Origin of the sequence: Massilia sp. (assembly GCF_032106685.1) — a bacterium.
Classification (GTDB): domain Bacteria; phylum Pseudomonadota; class Gammaproteobacteria; order Burkholderiales; family Burkholderiaceae_D; genus Telluria.
In genome coordinates, this window is sequence record NZ_DAMCPG010000070.1 from 1 (window position 1) to 16,591 (window position 16,591).

Annotated in this window: 19 protein-coding genes; 12 read left to right on the forward strand and 7 right to left on the reverse strand. The window is 67.1% G+C overall.

Annotated elements, in window-relative coordinates; genetic code table 11:
- On the reverse strand, positions 1-957 hold a 957-nt coding region (locus RT688_RS22915), incomplete at its 3' end, for an NAD(P)/FAD-dependent oxidoreductase (protein WP_313707142.1).
- A 212-nt stretch (positions 958-1,169) separates the two neighbouring features.
- On the opposite strand from RT688_RS22915, the gene RT688_RS22920 reads away from it, so the two are divergent.
- From RT688_RS22920 to RT688_RS22945, 6 genes are all read left to right on the forward strand, one after another.
- Entirely contained in the window at positions 1,170-1,946 is a 777-nt protein-coding gene (locus RT688_RS22920) for an SDR family oxidoreductase (RefSeq protein WP_313707143.1), read from the forward strand.
- 41 nt (positions 1,947-1,987) lie between these two features.
- The gene (locus RT688_RS22925) at positions 1,988-2,407 is read left to right on the forward strand and encodes a thioesterase family protein (protein ID WP_313707144.1); all 420 of its coding nucleotides are present in this window, start codon (positions 1,988-1,990) and stop codon (positions 2,405-2,407) included.
- Positions 2,408-2,518: 111 nt separating this feature from the next.
- Positions 2,519-3,508, forward strand: coding sequence for a CsgG/HfaB family protein (locus RT688_RS22930; protein WP_313707145.1), 990 nt, complete (start codon positions 2,519-2,521; stop codon positions 3,506-3,508).
- Positions 3,508-3,846, forward strand: coding sequence for a hypothetical protein (locus tag RT688_RS22935; protein ID WP_313707146.1), 339 nt, complete (start codon positions 3,508-3,510; stop codon positions 3,844-3,846). The genes RT688_RS22930 and RT688_RS22935 overlap by 1 nt, the downstream gene beginning before the upstream one ends.
- Positions 3,843-4,196 (forward strand): DUF4810 domain-containing protein, encoded by a 354-nt coding sequence (locus tag RT688_RS22940; protein ID WP_313707147.1) that lies wholly within the window; start codon positions 3,843-3,845, stop codon positions 4,194-4,196. Before RT688_RS22935 ends, RT688_RS22940 begins: the two co-directional genes overlap by 4 nt.
- Positions 4,193-4,831 carry a GNA1162 family protein gene (locus RT688_RS22945; protein ID WP_313707148.1) on the forward strand — a complete coding sequence of 213 codons (639 nt, stop codon included), beginning with the start codon at positions 4,193-4,195 and terminating at the stop codon, positions 4,829-4,831. Before RT688_RS22940 ends, RT688_RS22945 begins: the two co-directional genes overlap by 4 nt.
- Before the next feature lie 55 nt (positions 4,832-4,886).
- Here RT688_RS22945 and RT688_RS22950 read toward each other — a convergent pair whose 3' ends face one another.
- Positions 4,887-5,447, reverse strand: coding sequence for a PAS and helix-turn-helix domain-containing protein (locus RT688_RS22950; protein ID WP_313707149.1), 561 nt, complete (start codon positions 5,445-5,447; stop codon positions 4,887-4,889).
- Between the two features lie 150 nt (positions 5,448-5,597).
- Between RT688_RS22950 and RT688_RS22955 the strand changes: the two genes are divergently transcribed.
- Both RT688_RS22955 and RT688_RS22960 read left to right on the forward strand, forming a co-directional pair.
- Positions 5,598-6,296 (forward strand): CoA transferase subunit A, encoded by a 699-nt coding sequence (locus tag RT688_RS22955; protein ID WP_313707150.1) that lies wholly within the window; start codon positions 5,598-5,600, stop codon positions 6,294-6,296.
- A gap of 13 nt (positions 6,297-6,309) precedes the next feature.
- Positions 6,310-6,960 carry a 3-oxoacid CoA-transferase subunit B gene (locus RT688_RS22960; RefSeq protein ID WP_313707151.1) on the forward strand — a complete coding sequence of 217 codons (651 nt, stop codon included), beginning with the start codon at positions 6,310-6,312 and terminating at the stop codon, positions 6,958-6,960.
- An 84-nt stretch (positions 6,961-7,044) separates the two neighbouring features.
- Here RT688_RS22960 and RT688_RS22965 read toward each other — a convergent pair whose 3' ends face one another.
- The 3 genes from RT688_RS22965 to RT688_RS22975 all read right to left on the reverse strand — a co-directional run bounded on the left by RT688_RS22965 (position 7,045) and on the right by RT688_RS22975 (position 9,941).
- Positions 7,045-8,130, reverse strand: a complete 1,086-nt coding sequence (locus RT688_RS22965; protein ID WP_313707152.1) for a serine hydrolase domain-containing protein — start codon at positions 8,128-8,130, stop codon at positions 7,045-7,047.
- 150 nt (positions 8,131-8,280) lie between these two features.
- Entirely contained in the window at positions 8,281-9,561 is a 1,281-nt protein-coding gene (locus RT688_RS22970; RefSeq protein WP_313707153.1) for a M56 family metallopeptidase, read from the reverse strand.
- Positions 9,558-9,941: a BlaI/MecI/CopY family transcriptional regulator gene (locus RT688_RS22975; protein WP_313707154.1), complete on the reverse strand. Its 384-nt coding sequence runs from the start codon at positions 9,939-9,941 to the stop codon at positions 9,558-9,560. The genes RT688_RS22970 and RT688_RS22975 overlap by 4 nt, the downstream gene beginning before the upstream one ends.
- Positions 9,942-10,100: 159 nt before the next feature.
- Between RT688_RS22975 and RT688_RS22980 the strand changes: the two genes are divergently transcribed.
- Positions 10,101-10,808 (forward strand): SIMPL domain-containing protein, encoded by a 708-nt coding sequence (locus tag RT688_RS22980; RefSeq protein ID WP_313707155.1) that lies wholly within the window; start codon positions 10,101-10,103, stop codon positions 10,806-10,808.
- Between the two features lie 34 nt (positions 10,809-10,842).
- On the opposite strand, the gene RT688_RS22985 is transcribed toward RT688_RS22980, so the two are convergent.
- Positions 10,843-12,159 (reverse strand): amidohydrolase, encoded by a 1,317-nt coding sequence (locus RT688_RS22985; protein ID WP_409521981.1) that lies wholly within the window; start codon positions 12,157-12,159, stop codon positions 10,843-10,845.
- Between the two features lie 230 nt (positions 12,160-12,389).
- Between RT688_RS22985 and paoA the strand changes: the two genes are divergently transcribed.
- Genes paoA through paoC form a run of 3 tightly spaced genes read left to right on the forward strand, consistent with a single transcriptional unit; the run spans position 12,390 to position 16,206 of the window.
- Complete coding sequence (gene paoA, locus RT688_RS22990) at positions 12,390-13,052, forward strand: aldehyde dehydrogenase iron-sulfur subunit PaoA (protein ID WP_313707156.1); 663 nt, start codon at positions 12,390-12,392, stop codon at positions 13,050-13,052.
- Complete coding sequence (locus RT688_RS22995; RefSeq protein WP_313707157.1) at positions 13,049-14,002, forward strand: xanthine dehydrogenase family protein subunit M; 954 nt, start codon at positions 13,049-13,051, stop codon at positions 14,000-14,002. The genes paoA and RT688_RS22995 overlap by 4 nt, the downstream gene beginning before the upstream one ends.
- 2 nt (positions 14,003-14,004) lie before the next feature.
- Positions 14,005-16,206 carry an aldehyde oxidoreductase molybdenum-binding subunit PaoC gene (paoC, locus tag RT688_RS23000; RefSeq protein ID WP_313707158.1) on the forward strand — a complete coding sequence of 734 codons (2,202 nt, stop codon included), beginning with the start codon at positions 14,005-14,007 and terminating at the stop codon, positions 16,204-16,206.
- A 231-nt stretch (positions 16,207-16,437) separates the two neighbouring features.
- On the opposite strand, the gene RT688_RS23005 is transcribed toward paoC, so the two are convergent.
- On the reverse strand, positions 16,438-16,591 hold a 154-nt coding region (locus RT688_RS23005), incomplete at its 5' end, for a choice-of-anchor Q domain-containing protein (protein ID WP_313707160.1).

Consider the following 16,591-nt stretch of genomic DNA (forward strand, 5'->3'; position numbering starts at 1 on the left):
GCCGCCGGCCGTGATCGCGCGCGCGCCGTAGGAGATGCGCTTGCCGCCTTCGAAATAGCCGCGGATCGCCGGGTGGGTCTTGTAGCGCTGGAATTCCTCGTACGGCGACAGATACGGGTTCTGGTAGGCCAGGCCGACCACGTAGCCGACCGCGACCAGGTTGTTCTCCAGGTGGTACAGGAAGGAGCCGCCGTAGGTGTCGGAAGGCAGCGGCCAGCCGGCCGTGTGGATCACCAGGCCCGGCTTGTGTTTCGCCGGGTCGATCTCCCACAGTTCCTTGATGCCGATGCCGTAGGTCTGCGGATCCTTGCCGCGGTTCAAATCGTACTTGGCGATCAATTGCTTGCCCAGGTGGCCGCGCGAACCCTCGGCGAAGAAGGTGTACTTCGCGTGCAGTTCCATGCCGAGCTGGAAGTCCGGACCCGGCTCGCCGTCGCGCTTGACGCCCATGTTGCCGGTGGCGACACCTTTCACGGAGCCATCCTCGTTGTACAGCACCTCGGCCGCCGGGAAGCCCGGGAAGATCTCCACGCCCAGCGCTTCGGCCTGCTGGCCCAGCCAGCGCACCACGTTCGCCAGCGAGACGATGTAGTTGCCGTGGTTGGTGAGGGACTTGGGCACCATGAACGAGGGCGTCGCGTAGGACTTGGTCTCGGTCAGGAACAGCACCTGGTCCTCGGTGACGGGGGTGTTCAGCGGCGCGCCGAGTTCCTTCCAGTTCGGGAACAGCTCGTTGATCGCGATCGGGTCCATGACCGCGCCCGACAGGATGTGGGCGCCCAGTTCGCCGCCTTTTTCGAGCACGCAGACCGAGACGTCCTGGCCTTTCTCGCTGGCGAGCTGCTTCAGGCGGATGCTTGCTGCCAGCCCCGCCGGGCCGCCGCCGACGATGACAACGTCGTACTCCATTGCTTCGCGCGGTCCGTATTGTTCGAGGATGTTGATAGGCTCTGTCATGGTCTTCTGATTGGTTAAAAAAATTTAAGCACGAGTGTGCGGGTTTTTGGGGCCATTTGCAACTTAGCCAGCTATTTTAGGGCCAAAATTAGATGCGGCAATCTAATAGCTGATTCTGTGACATCATTATGCCCAAGAGCGCCCGGCACGAGCGCCAGCTCGGCCGTAGTAGCGCAGACACCAGCACAGCCAACACCAGCACAGGAGCCAACGTGGGCATCGAAGTCAATTACGAAGGGAAGATTGCCATGGTCACCGGCGCCTCGAGCGGGCTCGGTGCGCGCTTCGCGAAGGCGCTGGCCGGCGCCGGCGCCCAGGTCGTGCTGGCCTCGCGCCGCATCGAGCGCCTGAAGGAGCTGCGCGCCGAGATCGAGGCCGACGGCGGCGCCGCCCACGTGGTCGCGCTCGACGTCACCGACCTCGCCAGCATCAAGTCGGCGATCGCCCATGCCGAGACCGAGGCCGGCCCGATCGACATCCTGGTCAACAACTCGGGCGTGCAGAGCACCCAGCGCCTGCTCGACGTCACCGAGGACGACTACCAGTACATCATGGACACCAACCTGCGCGGCGCCTTCTTCGTCGCCCAGCAGGCGGCGAAACGCATGATCCAGCGCGCCAAGGGCGACCCGCGCAAGCAGCACCGCATCGTCAACATCGCCTCGGTCGCGGGCCTGCGCGTGCTGCCGCAGATCGGCGTCTACTGCATGAGCAAGGCCGCCGTGGTGCAGATGACCAAGGCGATGGCGGTGGAGTGGGGCAAGTACGGCATCAACGTCAACGCCATCTGCCCCGGCTACATCTCGACCGAGATGAACGAGAAATATTTCGAGACCGAGCAGGGCAGGAAGCTGATCGAACTGCTGCCGCGCAAGCGCCCCGGCAAGCCGGAAGACCTCGATGGCCTGCTGCTCCTGCTGGCGGCCGACGAAGCCCACTTCATCAATGGCGCCATCATCACGGCCGACGACGGCATGACGGCGCAATAAGAATTTTTGCAACAAGCGTGGCGACACGAGAAACAGGAAGCATGAGCAACAAGAAGTTGGTACATACGATGCGGATGCCGGTCCGCTGGGGCGACATGGACGCGATGGGCCATGTCAACAATACGGTTTATTTCCGCTACATCGAAACGGCGCGCATCGCCTGGCTCGAAGAGGTCGGCGCCTTGCCCGACCCGGCCGGCACCGGGCCGGTCCTCATCAACGCCCAGTGTTCGTTCCTGAAGCAGCTGAAGTATCCGGCCGAGATCGAGGTCACGTCCTGGGTCGGGCCGCCGGGGCGTTCGAGCTTCGAAGTCTCGCACGAGATCCGCGTGGTCGGCGCCGACGGCCAGGCCGGCGCGCTGCACGCGCAAGGCGCTGCGAAGATCGTCTGGGTCGATTTCGCGGCGGAGAAGTCGGTGCCCTTGCCGGACGGGATACGGGAACTGTTGCCGGCCGTTTAAATATTTCATCGCTGTGAATGTTGGAGAGATTTCCAGCGGGTAACCAGTGTTAACGTGTCAGACCTGCATCACTTAGAAAAACGGTCGCCAGACCAACACTAGGGAAAACTCATGGCACGACTCTCCCGCTGCCCGGCGCAAGCCGCGGCAGCCATCTCCGCACTCGCGGTGCTCGCCGGCTGCGCCACCCAGGCGCCGCCAGTGGCGCCGGTCGAAGCGCCTCATTCCACCGCCCAGCAAAAGCAGGCACAGCAGGCTGTCGCCCAGGCGGCTGCGCGCCCCACGCTGAAACGCAAGATCGCCATCGGCCGCGTCTCGAACGAGACCAACTACGGCCGTTCGCTGCTGCGCGACGACGCCGGCGACCCGGTCGGCAAGCAGGTGTCGGACATGCTGGCCAAGGCCCTCACCGAATCGGGCGCCTACGTCGTCCTCGAGCGCACCGACATCGCGAAGGTGCAGCAGGAAGCCAATCTCACCGGCGCCAAGCAGGACCTGGTCGGCGTCGATTCCCTCATCATGGGTTCGCTCAGCGAATTCGGCCGCAAGACCGTCGGCCAGTCCGGTTTTGTCTCGAACAGCAAGAAGCAGGTGGCGTTCGCCAAGATCGACTTGCGCCTGGTCGACGTCAAGACGGGCCAAAGTTTCTTCGCCACTTCGGGCGCCGGCGAATCGTCGACCGAGTCGGCCACCACCTTCGGCTTCGGCTCGCAGGCTTCGTATGACGGCACCCTGAACGATGCGTCGATCCGCCAGGCGATCTCGGAAGTCGTGAACCGCCTGAGCAACGAGCTGCAACGCCGGCCGTGGCAGACCTCGCTGATCGGGGCGGAGCAGGGCAAATACTTCATCGCCGGCGGCAAGTCGCAAGGCCTGGCGCCGGGCATGGTGTTCTCGGTGCAGACCGTCGGCCAGAAGGTCAAGTCGCCGCAGACCGGTTTCGACATCACGCTGCCGGGGAAGGAAGTCGCGCAGATCCGGGTCGACAGCCTGTTCGGCGACACCGAAGTGAGCGAAGGCGCCAGCACCAGCGTCGTCAGCGGTTCCTTGCAGGGCCACGCGCTCGACCAGTTGACCGTCCGTGAAAAAGGAGCGCAGTAATGGGTAAGGGCATGATCATCAAGCGCGCGCTTGCCGCGCTGGCACTGGCCGCCCTGGCTGCCTGTGTCTCGTATCCGACCGAAAAGCAGGGCGTGGTCGACCAGCGGCCGCAGATCTCGTTCCGCGTCGGCGATGCCGACACCGACGCCCGCGTGATCGTCGACGGCCTCGACATGGGGCGCGTGGGCGACTTCGCCGAGAACAAGGCGGCGCTGCGCGTCCTGCCGGGCACGCACCAGCTGACTGTACAGGCTGGAACGAAAGTCCTCGTCTCCGAAAAGTTCTACGCCGCCGACGGCGTGTCGCGCACCTTCAACCTGCATGGAGCCGATCAATGAAGAAGATCATCATTCTTGCGGCGCTGCTGGGCCTGACCGGCTGCGCCACCAACCAGGGCCTGTACGACTGGGGCGGCTACGACACCCTGCTGTACGAGTCGTACAAGGACCCGGCCGGCGTGCCGAAGAACATGCAGGCGCTGGCCGCCCACATCGGCGCGCTGGAGAAGGGCGGCAAGCGCGTGGCGCCGGGCCTGCACGCGGACCTGGGCACGATGCTGCTGCAGGCCGGCGACAAGGATGGCGCACTGTCCAACTTCCGCCGCGAGCGCGAGCTGTGGCCGGAAAGCGCGGTCGTCATGGACGCCATGATCAAGAATCTCGAAGCGAAGAAGGGAGCCCAATCGTGAAGCGCCTGCTGACCCTGATGACGCTGGCGGCGGCTGCGCTGCTGACCGGCTGCGCCACGCAAGTGGCCAAGACCGACCTGAGCGCCTTCGAGGCGGCCAAGCCGCGTTCGATCCTGGTGGTGCCGGCCGCGAACAAGTCGGTCGACGTCGACGCGCCCAACTACCTGCTGACGACGCTGACCGTGCCGCTGGCGGAGAAGGGCTTCTACGTGTTCCCGGTGCACACCGTGAAGACCGTCCTGGAACAGGAGGGGATGTACGAGGGCGACCAGATCCACCAGCAAGCGCCCGAGCAGCTTGCCCGCATGTTCGGCGCCGACGCGGTCCTGTATGTGACCATCAACCAGTGGGATGCGAAGTACGTGGTGCTGTCGACCAGCGTGACCGTGGACTTCGATTACCGGCTGGTCGGCAAGGACGGTACGGAGCTGTGGCGCGCCAACAAGCGCATGGTGTACAGCCCGCAGCAGCAGAACACCGGCCATCCGCTGGCGAACCTGATCGCGGCGGCCGTCTCGGCCGCGATCGAGCGCGCCAAGCCGAACTACATGCCGCTCGCGCGCGGCGCCAACTACGACGTGTTCGTGCTCGGCCCGACCGCGATCCCGAACGGTCCCTACCTGACGGTGAAGTAAAACCCGGTCCCGCGCCGCCCGGCGCGGGGTTGTGTCGCGCCTGGGGGCGGCGCCCTCAGCGCGCCACCCCCACCAGCTTGTGCACCAGTTCCGACGAGGTCGAGGCCGAGAACTTGCGCATCAGTTTCGCGCGGTGCATCTCCACCGTGCGCGGGCTGAGGTCGGTCTCGCGCGCGATCACCTTGCTCGTCTTTCCCTCCACCAGCAGCGCCGCGATCTCGCGCTCGCGCGGCGTCAGCTCCGCCGTCACGGGGCGCTTCTCGCTCACGTCCTCGAAGGTCCAGACGCCCGCGCCGAGCGGCTCGGCGGCGTTCAGCGCGCGCCCGGTCACGTGGCACCAGAACAGTTCGCCGCTGCCGCGGCGCATGATGCGCTCGTCCGAATAGCGGCCGCGCGCGTTCATGATCGGCACGATGCGGTCGCCGGTGCGCAGGAACTCGTCCATGGTCGGGTAGAGCACGGCGAAGGACTGGCCGTCGAGCTGGCCGCGCTCGTAGCCGAACATGCCGGCCAGCGCCGCGTTGCAGGACTGGATCACACGGTTCACCGAAATACACATGCCCACCGGGGCATGCTGGAAAATCATTTCGTAATCGATGGCGTATGATGAATTCATCTGATGCGGGTCCATTCGGGACGGGGTTGATGCGGCCCGGTATTTCTACGGTATTGTGCTTTCGAGAAGCGTATTCTATGCTGGATTCTCTACTCTGCAGTACTCAAGGAAGCACAAAGAGCTTTTGCTTAATCTATAAAAGGGACGGGTATGAACAAAGTGTATCCTGATGCGAGATCGGCGCTGGCCGGTCTCGTCCAAGACGGCCAGACGATCGCCGTCGGCGGCTTCGGCCTGTGCGGCATTCCCGAGGCGCTGATCGAAGCGCTGCGCGATTCGGGCGTGAAGAACCTCACCGCGATTTCGAACAATGCGGGCGTCGACGGCTTCGGCCTCGGCCAGCTGCTCGAGACGCGCCAGATCAGGAAGATGATCGCTTCCTACGTCGGCGAGAACAAGGAATTCGCACGCCAGTTCCTGGCCGGCGAACTCGAACTCGAATTCACCCCGCAGGGCACGCTGGCCGAGAAACTGCGCGCCGGCGGCGCCGGCATCCCGGCCTTCTTCACCAAGACCGGCTACGGCACCATCGTCGCCGAAGGCAAGGAAACGCGCGAATTCGACGGCGAGCACTACGTCATGGAACGCGCGCTGGTGCCCGACGTCTCATTGGTGAAGGCATGGAAGGCCGACAAGGCCGGCAACCTGGTGTTCCGCAAGACCGCGCGCAACTTCAATCCGAACGTGGCGACCGCGGGCAAGGTCTGCATCGTGGAAGTCGAGGAACTGGTCGAGATCGGCGAGATCGATCCGGACCAGGTGCACACCCCGAGCATCTTCGTGCACCGCATCGTCCACAACCCTTCGCCGGAAAAGCGCATCGAACAGCGCACCGTGCGCGCGAACTAACCGGAGACAGAACATGGCATGGACTCGTGACGAAATGGCCGCGCGCGCAGCGAAAGAGCTGCAGGACGGCTTCTATGTGAACCTGGGCATCGGCCTGCCGACCCTGGTCGCCAACTACGTACCCCAGGACATCGAGGTCTTCCTGCAGTCGGAAAACGGCCTGCTCGGCATCGGCCCGTTCCCGCTTGAGGCAGAGGTCGACGCCGACCTGATCAACGCCGGCAAGCAGACCGTGACCGCGCTGCCGGGCGCCGCCTACTTCAGCTCGGCCGATTCCTTCGGCATGATCCGCGGCGGCAAGATCAACCTCGCCATCCTAGGCGCGATGCAGGTCTCCGAACGCGGCGACCTGGCCAACTGGATGATCCCGGGCAAGATGGTGAAGGGCATGGGCGGCGCGATGGACCTGGTGGCCGGCGTCAAGCGCGTGGTCGTGGTGATGGAGCACGTCGCCACCGCCAAGGACGGTTCCACCTCGCACAAGATCCTCGGGAAATGCGACCTGCCGCTGACCGGCGTGGGCGTGGTCGACCGCATCATCACCGACCTGGGCGTGATCGACGTCCTTGATACCGGCCTCAAGCTGGTCGAGCTGGCGCCGGGCGTGAGCAAGGAAGAGGTACTGGCGGCCACCGGCGCCGAGCTGGACGTGTCGGCGGTGTGACCCGCACGCACGCAGGACGATAAAAAAGGGACCGGATGCCGGTCCCTTTTTTATTGCCGGTACGCCTTTACTCCTGGCGCGGCTTTACTGCCCGGCTTCGCCGGCGGGCTGGCCCTGGACGGCCGCGATCAGGCGCTTGCTCAGTTCTTCGTTATCGCCGCCCAGCTTGTCGCCATTGTGGAGGGTGACCGTCACGATGCCGGCATCGATGTCCATCTCGAGCTGGCTGTAGAAATTCAGGATGTAGCCGCCATGGCCGACCAGGCGGTGGCCGTTCAGGGTGCGCACCCATTCGCCCAGCCCGTAGCCGGTCGCTTTGCCGTTCGGCAGCACGTAGCTGGCGTTCATGCGTTGCACGCCCGCCGGCGACACGATGCGTCCCGCCTGCAGCGCCTGCATGAACGTGGCGAGCTCGTCGACCGTGCTGACCATGCCGCCGGCGGCGTGCAGGTTGCTGTTCGCAATCGGCAGGGCGGGCCGGGGACCGGCCTGGTAGCCGGTGACGAGGCCGGGATGGAGTTTCTTGTCGTCACCCGAGCCGGTATGCCGCAAGCCCAAGGGCTGCGCGATGCGGCGCTCGATGAAGTCGTAGAACGCCATCCCCGACACCTGCTCGATGACCTGGCCGAGCAGGTGGTAGCCCGTGTTGTTGTAGGCGAAGTCCGTGCCCGGCGCGAACAGCAGCGCGCGCGTGCGCGCCGGGGCGACCAGCTCGTCCAGGCTGTGCTCGAGCCTGGCCGTCGTGCGCCAGTAGCCCGAATCCAGGGTGAGATTCGGGATGCCGCTGGTGTGGGTCAGCAGGTGCTCGACGGTGACCTTGTCCCATTGCTTCGGCGCGTCGGGCAGGTAGCGCGAGACGGGCGCATCGAGCGCAATCCGGCCTTCGTCCACCAGCAGCATGACCGCGGTCGCCGTGAACAGCTTGGTGGTCGAGCCGATGCGAAAGACGTGTTCGGGCCGCACCGGCACGCCCAGTTCCAGGTTCGCCATCCCGTAGCCCTTGCGCAGGAGCGGCTTGCCGTCCTTGACGACCAGGGCGGCGACGCCGGGCAGGTCCGGCCGGAAGCGGCTGGCGATCGTGGCGTCGAGCGACTGTTCGAGCGAAGGCGGATCGTTCGGCGCCGCCGCGATGGCGAGCGGAAAATACAGCAGTACGGCCAGTCGCTTCATGAGGTCTCCGGCAAGCAGCAAATGGAGGAACAATTGTATTTCAGAATGTAGCCAAAAGGGCAAGTCTGGACTGGGGAAGCGCAAGTGAAGCTCATACGAAAAAGGGCGCTGGAAACCCAGCGCCCTTCGTCATTGCGAGACCCCGAGGCATCAGAGCTTCCAGACGTACTGCACTGGAACCCAGGCCGGCTGCGGCTTGCCGTTGACGGTTGCCGGCGTAAAGGTGCACTTGGCGATCGCCACGCGGGCGGCTTCGTCGAGCGACACGTCGCCGCTGGACTGCTGCACGGTCGACTGCGAGACGCTGCCGTTGGGTTCGATCCTGAAGCGCAGCGTGACCGTGCCTTCCACGCGCCTGGCCAGCGCCTCGGCCGGATACTGCGGCTTGGCGCAGCTGTTGAACTGGGCGATCGGCCTGGTCGCGACGGCTTCGGCGGCCCGCTCCTGCGCCTTGTCGTCGACCGCGGCCGGCGTCTGCGCGCAGCCGGCGATGCAGGCCGCGGCCAGGCCCAGCACGGGAATCGCGGCCTTCCAGTCCAGGGCCTGGGTGTCGGGACGTACCAGTCGTTTGATGCGTTGCATGAGATCTCCTCCGTTGGCCGCCTGGGCCAGGTGATGGTGGGAAAACTGGAGCTTCTCCAGTTCGGAAAGCGCCAGCGCGAGGCGGCGCGGTTCGCCCAGCGCGCTTGCGGCCAGGTCGTCCGCGATGTGCTCGCGTTCGACGCGGATACGGTGCGAGATCCACCACACCGCCGGGTGGTAGAAGAGCAGGGTTTCGATGGCGCTCTGGAGCAGGTTGACCAGGTAGTCGCAGCGCCTGACGTGCGCCAGCTCATGCGCCAGCAGCGCTTCGAGCAGGTGCGCCGGCATGCCCGTCACCAGGGCGGCCGGCACCAGCACCACCGGTTTCAGCCAGCCGGCCGTGACCGGGCTGGCCAGGCCTTCGACCACGCGCAGCCCGACCTGGCGCGCGATGCCGGCGCCGCGCGCCATGCTTGCCAGGCGCGCCTGCCAGTGCGGATCGGTGCCGGGCGCGCGCGCGGCCTGCCTGACCCACAGCAGCCCGAGCGCCATGCGCAGGGCGAGGGCGGCCGCGCAGCAGGCCCAGGCGCCGACGATCCAGGCCAGGCTGTCCTGCGGAAGGCCGCTCCAGCCGCTTGCCTGGCCTTCGCCGCCGCCGGCCAGCCACTGGCCGAGAGGCAGGTTGGCGCTGCCCGCGGCCGCGTCGCCGGCCAGGCGCAGCACCAGGGCCGTGGCCGGCCAGAGCAGGCACAGCAGCAAGCCGCCGCAGGCGGCCAGGTAGCGCGACTGCGCGCGGGCATTGCGCAGCGCCGTGAGCAGCAGCGCCGTGGCGCAGCCGACCAGGGCGCCTTGCCAGAGGAAGTCGACCAGCACCCAGCCCAGCTGCGCCACGAAGGCCTGGGCCGTCATTTGTCGTCGTCCTTCAGCAGCTTCTCGATCTCGGCGCGCTCCTTCTTCGAGATCCCGCTCTTGAGCGCGGCCATCACCAGGGCCTTGGCGGAGCCGGCGAAGGCGCGCTGCATCAGGTCTTTCAGGAGTTTGGTCTGCAGGGAATCCTGAGGCTGGGCCGGCGCGTAGACGTGGGAACGTTCGCTCTCGTCGCGGATCAGGATGCCCTTGCCGTGCATGATCTGCATCAGCCGCAGGACGGTGGCGTAGGTGACGTCGGGACGGTTCTTTTGCATCGCCTCGTGCACCTGGCGCGCGGTGGCCGCGCCGAGCGGCCACAATACCTGCAAGAGATCGAGTTCGGCCGCGGTCGGCTTCGGGATGTCGGGTGTGCTGGGCATGGTGTTTCCTTCGTCGGCAAGCTTGCTGGAGCCCAGAATAACTTGTCTAGAAACGATTGTCTACTTAATTCGTACCTTGCAGGACAGGGGCGAAAATTTAATAGACAACGTTGTCTAGAATCACCTATGCTCGGGCTTCCAACGCCTACAGGAGACTTCATGCTGAAACAATTCGCCATCGCCGCCGCGATCGCGGCCCTGCCGCTGGCCGCCGCGGCCTCGCCCCTGCCGTCCTACCCCTTCGTGCACGTGAGCGCCGACGCATCGGTGTACCGCGTGCCGGATATCGGCGCGATCGATTTCGAGATTTTGGCCGCCGACCCCGATCCTGAGCTGGCGCGCGGCACGGTGGAGACGAGGATTGCCGAGATCCGCGCGCTGCTGCAGGAGCAGGGCGTCCCGCTGGACGACCTGGAAACGCGCGACGTGCGCAAGGAGCTGCGCAAGGGTGCGCCGGTCGAGGCGCCGGTGTACGAAGTGCGCAGCGGCGTGCGCGTGAACATGCGCGACCTGTCGAAGTGGCGCGCGGTGGTGGCGCCGCTGCTCGGCATGCCGAACCTGGACGGCTTCGCGACTTCCTTCGACACCAGCGAGCGCGACGAGATCGAGGCCGAACTGATGGCGAACGCCTTGCGGGACGCGCGCCGCCGCGCCGAACTGATCGCCAAGGGCGCGCGCCGCAAGCTCGGCGCCGTCACCGCGGTGACGCCGGGCGGGGTGAAGAACGTCGGCTACACCATCGGCCTGCTGCGCGCCGACTTCATGGAGCGCCGCGGCAGCGCGGCGCGGGTCGAGGCCGGCGAGTTCCTGGCCATCGAGGCGCTGAAGCTGGTGCAGCCGGTCGACGTCGTGTTCAAACTCGAATGAGCGCCTGATAAAGCCTCCAAAGGCGCTCCGGGGTTCAGCGCTTGAGCACGTTCAGCACGGCGAGGCTCATGGCCTGGGCCGCAGTCTTGATCGAGGGTTCCGGCACCGGCGCGTAGAAGGGCGAGTGGTTGAAGGCGACCGGCTTGCCGCCTTCGCGCGCCGCTTCCGCCACGTCCTTCGGGTCGTACACGCCGGTGAAGAAGAACACCGAGGGAATGCCCTGGTTGACGAACTGGGAGAAGTCTTCGCTGGCGGTCATGGCCGGCATGCGGCGCGCCTTGTCCGCGCCGAAGGCGTCCTTGAACACCGGCTCCAGCTTCTGCACCAGCGCCTCGCTGTTGACGATCGCCGCTCCGCCCGGGACCAGCTCGACCTGGGGCGCCGGCGCCCCCGCCATCGCGGCCGAGGCCACGGCGATGCGCTTGACCCCATCGAGCAGCTTGGCGCGCACCTGCGGGCTGTAGGAGCGGATGGTGCCGCGCACCTGCACGCTGTCGGGGATGATGTTGCCGACCGTGCCGCCATTGATCGCGCCGATCGTCACCACGCCGAATTCCTTCGGGTCCTTCTCGCGGCTGATCACGGTCTGCACGTCGACCACGAAGCGCGCCGCGATCGCGATCGGGTCGATCGCCTGGTCGGGCGCCGAGCCGTGCCCGCCGCGGCCCTTGAACACGATCTCGATCGCGTCCGAGTTCGAGGACACCGCGCCGGCGTTGTAGCCGACCGTGCCGTGCGCCAGCGGCCAGGAGTGCAGGGCGAACGCATAGTCAGGCTTGGCGAAGCGCGTGAACAGGCCGTCGGCCAGCATCGCCTGCGCCCCCGCCACCGTTTCCTCGGCCGGCTGGCCGACGAACATCAGGGTGCCGCTCCATTGCGACTTCATGTCCAGCAGCGTGCGGGCGGTGCCCAGCCAGGCCGACATGTGGATGTCGTGGCCGCAGCTATGGGCGGTAAAGCTCTCGCGGCCGTCGCTCGTCGCCTTTGCGCGGCTGGCCCAGGGCAGGCCGGATTTTTCCTCCATCGGCAGGCCGTCGAGCTCGGTGCGCACCATCACGGTCGGGCCGGGGCCGTTCTTGTAGATCGCGACGACACCGGTCTTGCCGACCTTTTCCGTCACCGTGAAGCCGAGCTTGCGCATCTCCGCCGCCAGCTTGCTGGCGGTGCGCACTTCCTGGAAGGCGAGCTCGGGATGGGCGTGCAGGTCCTTGTAGACGCCGTCGAGCCAGGGGTAGGCGGCGTCCACGCTGGCCGCGACCTGGGCCTTCAGCGGAGCGGGCTGCTGGGCCTGGGATTGCACATTCAGGGCGAGCAGGGCGAGGACGGCGAGGGCGGTAGGGCGCGGTCGGATCTTCAAGGCGGCTTCCTTCGGTGGATGGGTAGGGACGCTGGGAATGAGTTTCCAAAATGATACATCGTCCCAGGGCCGAACGCTTGCCTGCTTGTACGGAGTCTACCGTGCCGCGTCACCGGAAAAATGCATTTACTATAAGCCGACCTTGTCATCCGGCTTGCTGCGCTGCCGCAGGCACGGCGTGGCCCAACGGACCCGACGGACCCATTTCCCGGAAAGACCGAACCATGGACGACCCCATCGAAGCGAGAATCTCCCGGCGCGACCTGCTGAAAACCGGCGCGCTGGCGGCCACGGCGGCGGCGGTGCCGCTCGGCGCCGCCGCCCAGGCGCCTGCAACGGCCGGCGCCGCGGCGCCCGCCACGCCGCCCGTGGCCGCCAAAGTCAGGCTGCGCGTCAACGGCCAGGCCCACGAGCTGGACCTGGACACCCGCACCACGCTGCTCGACGCCCTGCGCGAGCACCTGCACCTGACCGGCACCAAGAAAGGCTGCGACCAGGGCCAGTGCGGCGCCTGCACCGTCATCGCCGACGGCCGCCGCATCAATTCCTGCCTCAGCCTGGCCGTGATGCACGACGGCGGCGAGGTCACCACCATCGAGGGCCTGGGCCAGCCCGGCAAGCTGCATCCGATGCAGGCGGCGTTCGTGAAGCACGACGGCTACCAGTGCGGCTACTGCACGCCGGGGCAGATCTGCTCGGCGGTGTCGGTGCTGGACGAGATCCGCCGCGGCCTGCCGAGCCACGTGACGGCCGACCTGAACCAGCAGCCGCTGCTGTCCGTCGACGAGATCCGCGAACGCATGAGCGGCAACATCTGCCGCTGCGGCGCCTACTCCAACATCGTCGAGGCGATCTCCGAGGTTGCCGGCAGAGGAGGCAAGGCATGAAGGCATTCACCTACCAGCGCGCGCGCACCCCGGCCGAGGCGGCGCAGGCCGCCGAGCGCACGCCTGGCGCGCGCTTCATCGCCGGCGGCACCAACCTGCTCGACCTGATGAAGCTCGAGATCGAAACGCCCCAGCACCTGATCGACGTGAACCACCTCGGCCTGGACCGGATCGAGGCCACGCCCCAGGGCGGACTGCGCATCGGCGCCCTTGTGCGGAACGTCGACCTGGCGGGCGACGCCCGGGTGCGGCGCGACTACGGCGTGCTCGCGCGCGCACTGCTGGCCGGCGCCTCGGCCCAGCTGCGCAACAAGGCGACCACCGCCGGCAACCTGCTGCAGCGCACGCGCTGTCCCTACTTCTACGACACGGCGCAACCCTGCAACAAGCGCGCGCCGGGCAGCGGCTGCTCGGCCATCGGCGGCTACAACCGCAACCACGCCATCGTCGGCCACAGCGAGGCCTGCATCGCGACCCACCCGAGCGACATGGCGGTGGCGATGCAGCTGCTCGATGCCGGCGTCGAGACCGTGCGCGGCGACGGCAGCACGCGCGTGATCCCGATCGCCGACTTCTACCGGCTGCCGGGCAATACCCCGCACATCGAGAACACGCTCGCGGCCGGCGAACTGATCACCGCCGTGACCCTGCCGGCGCCGCTCGGCGGACGGCATGTCTACCGCAAGGTGCGCGACCGCGCCTCGTACGCGTTCGCGCTGGTGTCGGTGGCCGCCGTGGTGCAGCCCGACGGCAGCGGCCGCGTGGCGCTGGGCGGCGTCGCCCACAAGCCCTGGCGCATCCCGGCCGCCGAAGGCGCCATGCCGAATGGCGCGAACGCCGTGGTCGAGCGCCTGCTGGCCGGCGCGAAACCCACCGCCCAGAACGCGTTCAAGGTGCCCCTGGTCGAGCGCACGCTCGCCGCCGTGCTGGCCGAAGGAAGGAAAGCCTGACCATGAAATTCACGACACCCGCCACCACCAATCCGATCGACCAATTGAAGGTCGTCGGCAAGCCGGTCGACCGCATCGACGGGCCTTTCAAGACCACCGGCACCGCGCGCTACGCCTACGAGCAGCATGAGGCCGCGCCCGACGCCGCCTACGGCTACGTGGTCGGCGCGACCATCGCCAAGGGGCGTATCGCCTCGATCGACGTCGAGGCCGCGCGCCGCTCGCCGGGCGTGCTCGCGATCGTCACCTACCAGAACGCCGGCAAGCTGGGCAAGGGCAAGTACAACACCGCGAAGCTGCTGGCCGGTCCCGAGGTCGAGCACTACCACCAGGCCGTGGCCGTGGTGGTCGCCCAGACCTTCGAGCAGGCGCGCGCCGCCGCGCCGCTGGTGAAGGTCAGCTACGTGGAAGAGAAGGGCGAGTACGACCTCGAACGCGCGAAGAAGAACGCGAAGCTGCCGAAGACCGACGACAAGCCGGAAACGAAGCACGGCAACTTCGCCGCCGGTTTCGCGAGCGCGCCGGTGAAGCTGGACGCCACCTACACCACGCCCGACCAGTCGCACGCGATGATGGAGCCGCACGCCTCGGTCGCCGCCTGGAACGACGGCAAGCTGACGCTGTGGACCTCGAACCAGATGATCCACTGGGGCACCCAGGACATAGCGAAGACGCTCGGCATCCCGGTCGAGAACGTGCGCCTGGTCTCGCCCTACATCGGCGGCGGCTTCGGCGGCAAGCTGTTCCTGCGCGCCGAGGCGCTGCTGGCGGCGCTCGGCGCGCGCGCGGCGCAGCGGCCGGTGAAGGTGAACCTGACCCGCGCCCTGATGTTCAACAACACCACGCACCGGCCGGCGACCATCCAGCGCATCCGCATCGGCGCCACCCGCGAGGGCCGCATCACGGCGATCGCCCACGAAAGCTGGTCTGGCGACCTGCCGGGCGGCCAGCCGGAGACCGCCGTACAGCAGACGCGCCTGCTGTACGCCGGCGAGCATCGGCTGACGCGCCTGAACCTGGCCGTGCTCGACCTGCCCGAGGCGAACGCGATGCGCGCGCCGGGCGAGGCGCCGGGCATGATGGCGCTCGAGATCGCGATCGACGAGATGGCGGAAAAGCTGAAGATGGACCCGGTCACCTTCCGCATCGTGAACGACACCACCAGCGACCCCGAGAAGCCGACCCGCAAATTCTCGCAGCGGCGTTTCGTGGAGTGCATGCGCCAGGGCGCGGAGCGCTTCGGCTGGAACAAGCGCAATGCCCAGCCGGGCCAGGTGCGCGACGGCCGCTGGCTGGTCGGCCTGGGCGTGGCCTCGGCCTTCCGCAACAACATGGTGATGAAGTCGGCGGCGCGCGTGCGCCTCGAGCGCGACGGCAGCGTGACGGTGGAAACCGACATGACCGACATCGGCACCGGCAGCTACACCATCATCGCGCAGACGGCGGCCGAGATGATGGGCCTGCCGCTCGAGCGGGTGGCGGTGAAGCTGGGCGACTCGACCTTCCCGGTGTCCGCCGGCTCGGGCGGGCAGTGGGGCGGCAACAGCTCGACCGCCGGCGTCTACGCCGCCTGCGTCAAGCTGCGCGAAGCGATCGCGGCGAAGGCCGGGCTGGACCCGGCCAACGCCGAATTTCTCGACGGCGCCGTGCGCGCGGGCGGACGCTCGGTGCCGCTGGCCCAGCTGGCCCAGGGCGGCGAGATCGTCGGCGAGGACACCATGGAATACGGCGACCTCGACAAGAAGTTCCAGCAGTCGACCTTCGGCGCCCATTTCGTCGAGGTCGGCGTTGACGTCGACACCTGCGAGGTGCGGGTGCGGCGCATGCTGGCCGTCTGCGCGGCCGGGCGCATCCTGAACCCGAAGTCGGCGCGCAGCCAGGTGATCGGCGCGATGACCATGGGCGTGGGCGCGGCCCTGATGGAAGACCTGGTGGTCGACAAGCGGCGCGGCTTCTTCGTCAACCACGACCTGGCCGGCTACGAGGTCCCGGTGCACGCCGACATCCCGCACCAGGAAGTGGTCTTCCTCGACGAGACCGACCCTGTGTCTTCGCCGATGAAGGCCAAGGGCGTGGGCGAACTGGGCATCTGCGGCGTCGGCGCGGCGGTGGCGAACGCCATCTACAACGCGACCGGGGTGCGGATTCGGAATTATCCGGTCACGCTGGACAAGCTGCTGACCAAGATGCCGTTGCGCGCGTGATGTCGCGATGTTGTGGGCATAGTAGGGTGGTCGCCCCGTGCCCACGCGTAAACGATGAGCAGACGCGGCGCTTCATAAATGCCAACACGATGCAGACTGCACGCGTGGGCACGGGGCGCCCACCCTACGTCTCACGGTCACAACGGCCACCGCAAACGGGATCCGGCCGCGAACGAAAAAAGCCCCACAAGCCTTGCAGCCTGCGGGGCTTCGTTCATTCAGCCTTCCGGCTTAGAACTCGTAAGCGCCGATGTCGTAGGCGCCGCCGCGCGGACGCGCCACGCCGGCGAAGTCGACCTTTGGTGCCGAGGTCGCGCTGCCCTTGTTGACGGCCGGCGAGGTGCTCTTCAGGCGATAGTCGCCGGTGCCGTTGGCCTGGTAGTTC

What these genes read in the sequence shown, in the direction of transcription:
- RT688_RS22940 (WP_313707147.1), top strand. Translation starts at nt 3,843, where the DNA reads ATGAAGAAGATCATCATTCTTGCGGCGCTGCTGGGCCTGACCGGCTGC.
- RT688_RS22930 (WP_313707145.1), top strand. Translation starts at nt 2,519, where the DNA reads ATGGCACGACTCTCCCGCTGCCCGGCGCAAGCCGCGGCAGCCATCTCC.
- paoC (WP_313707158.1), top strand. Translation starts at nt 14,005, where the DNA reads ATGAAATTCACGACACCCGCCACCACCAATCCGATCGACCAATTGAAG.
- RT688_RS22970 (WP_313707153.1), bottom strand. Translation starts at nt 9,561, where the DNA reads ATGACGGCCCAGGCCTTCGTGGCGCAGCTGGGCTGGGTGCTGGTCGAC.
- RT688_RS22950 (WP_313707149.1), bottom strand. Translation starts at nt 5,447, where the DNA reads ATGAATTCATCATACGCCATCGATTACGAAATGATTTTCCAGCATGCC.
- RT688_RS22925 (WP_313707144.1), top strand. Translation starts at nt 1,988, where the DNA reads ATGAGCAACAAGAAGTTGGTACATACGATGCGGATGCCGGTCCGCTGG.
- RT688_RS22960 (WP_313707151.1), top strand. Translation starts at nt 6,310, where the DNA reads ATGGCATGGACTCGTGACGAAATGGCCGCGCGCGCAGCGAAAGAGCTG.
- RT688_RS22955 (WP_313707150.1), top strand. Translation starts at nt 5,598, where the DNA reads ATGAACAAAGTGTATCCTGATGCGAGATCGGCGCTGGCCGGTCTCGTC.
- RT688_RS22975 (WP_313707154.1), bottom strand. Translation starts at nt 9,941, where the DNA reads ATGCCCAGCACACCCGACATCCCGAAGCCGACCGCGGCCGAACTCGAT.
- RT688_RS22965 (WP_313707152.1), bottom strand. Translation starts at nt 8,130, where the DNA reads ATGAAGCGACTGGCCGTACTGCTGTATTTTCCGCTCGCCATCGCGGCG.
- RT688_RS22995 (WP_313707157.1), top strand. Translation starts at nt 13,049, where the DNA reads ATGAAGGCATTCACCTACCAGCGCGCGCGCACCCCGGCCGAGGCGGCG.
- RT688_RS22980 (WP_313707155.1), top strand. Translation starts at nt 10,101, where the DNA reads ATGCTGAAACAATTCGCCATCGCCGCCGCGATCGCGGCCCTGCCGCTG.
- RT688_RS22935 (WP_313707146.1), top strand. Translation starts at nt 3,508, where the DNA reads ATGGGTAAGGGCATGATCATCAAGCGCGCGCTTGCCGCGCTGGCACTG.
- paoA (WP_313707156.1), top strand. Translation starts at nt 12,390, where the DNA reads ATGGACGACCCCATCGAAGCGAGAATCTCCCGGCGCGACCTGCTGAAA.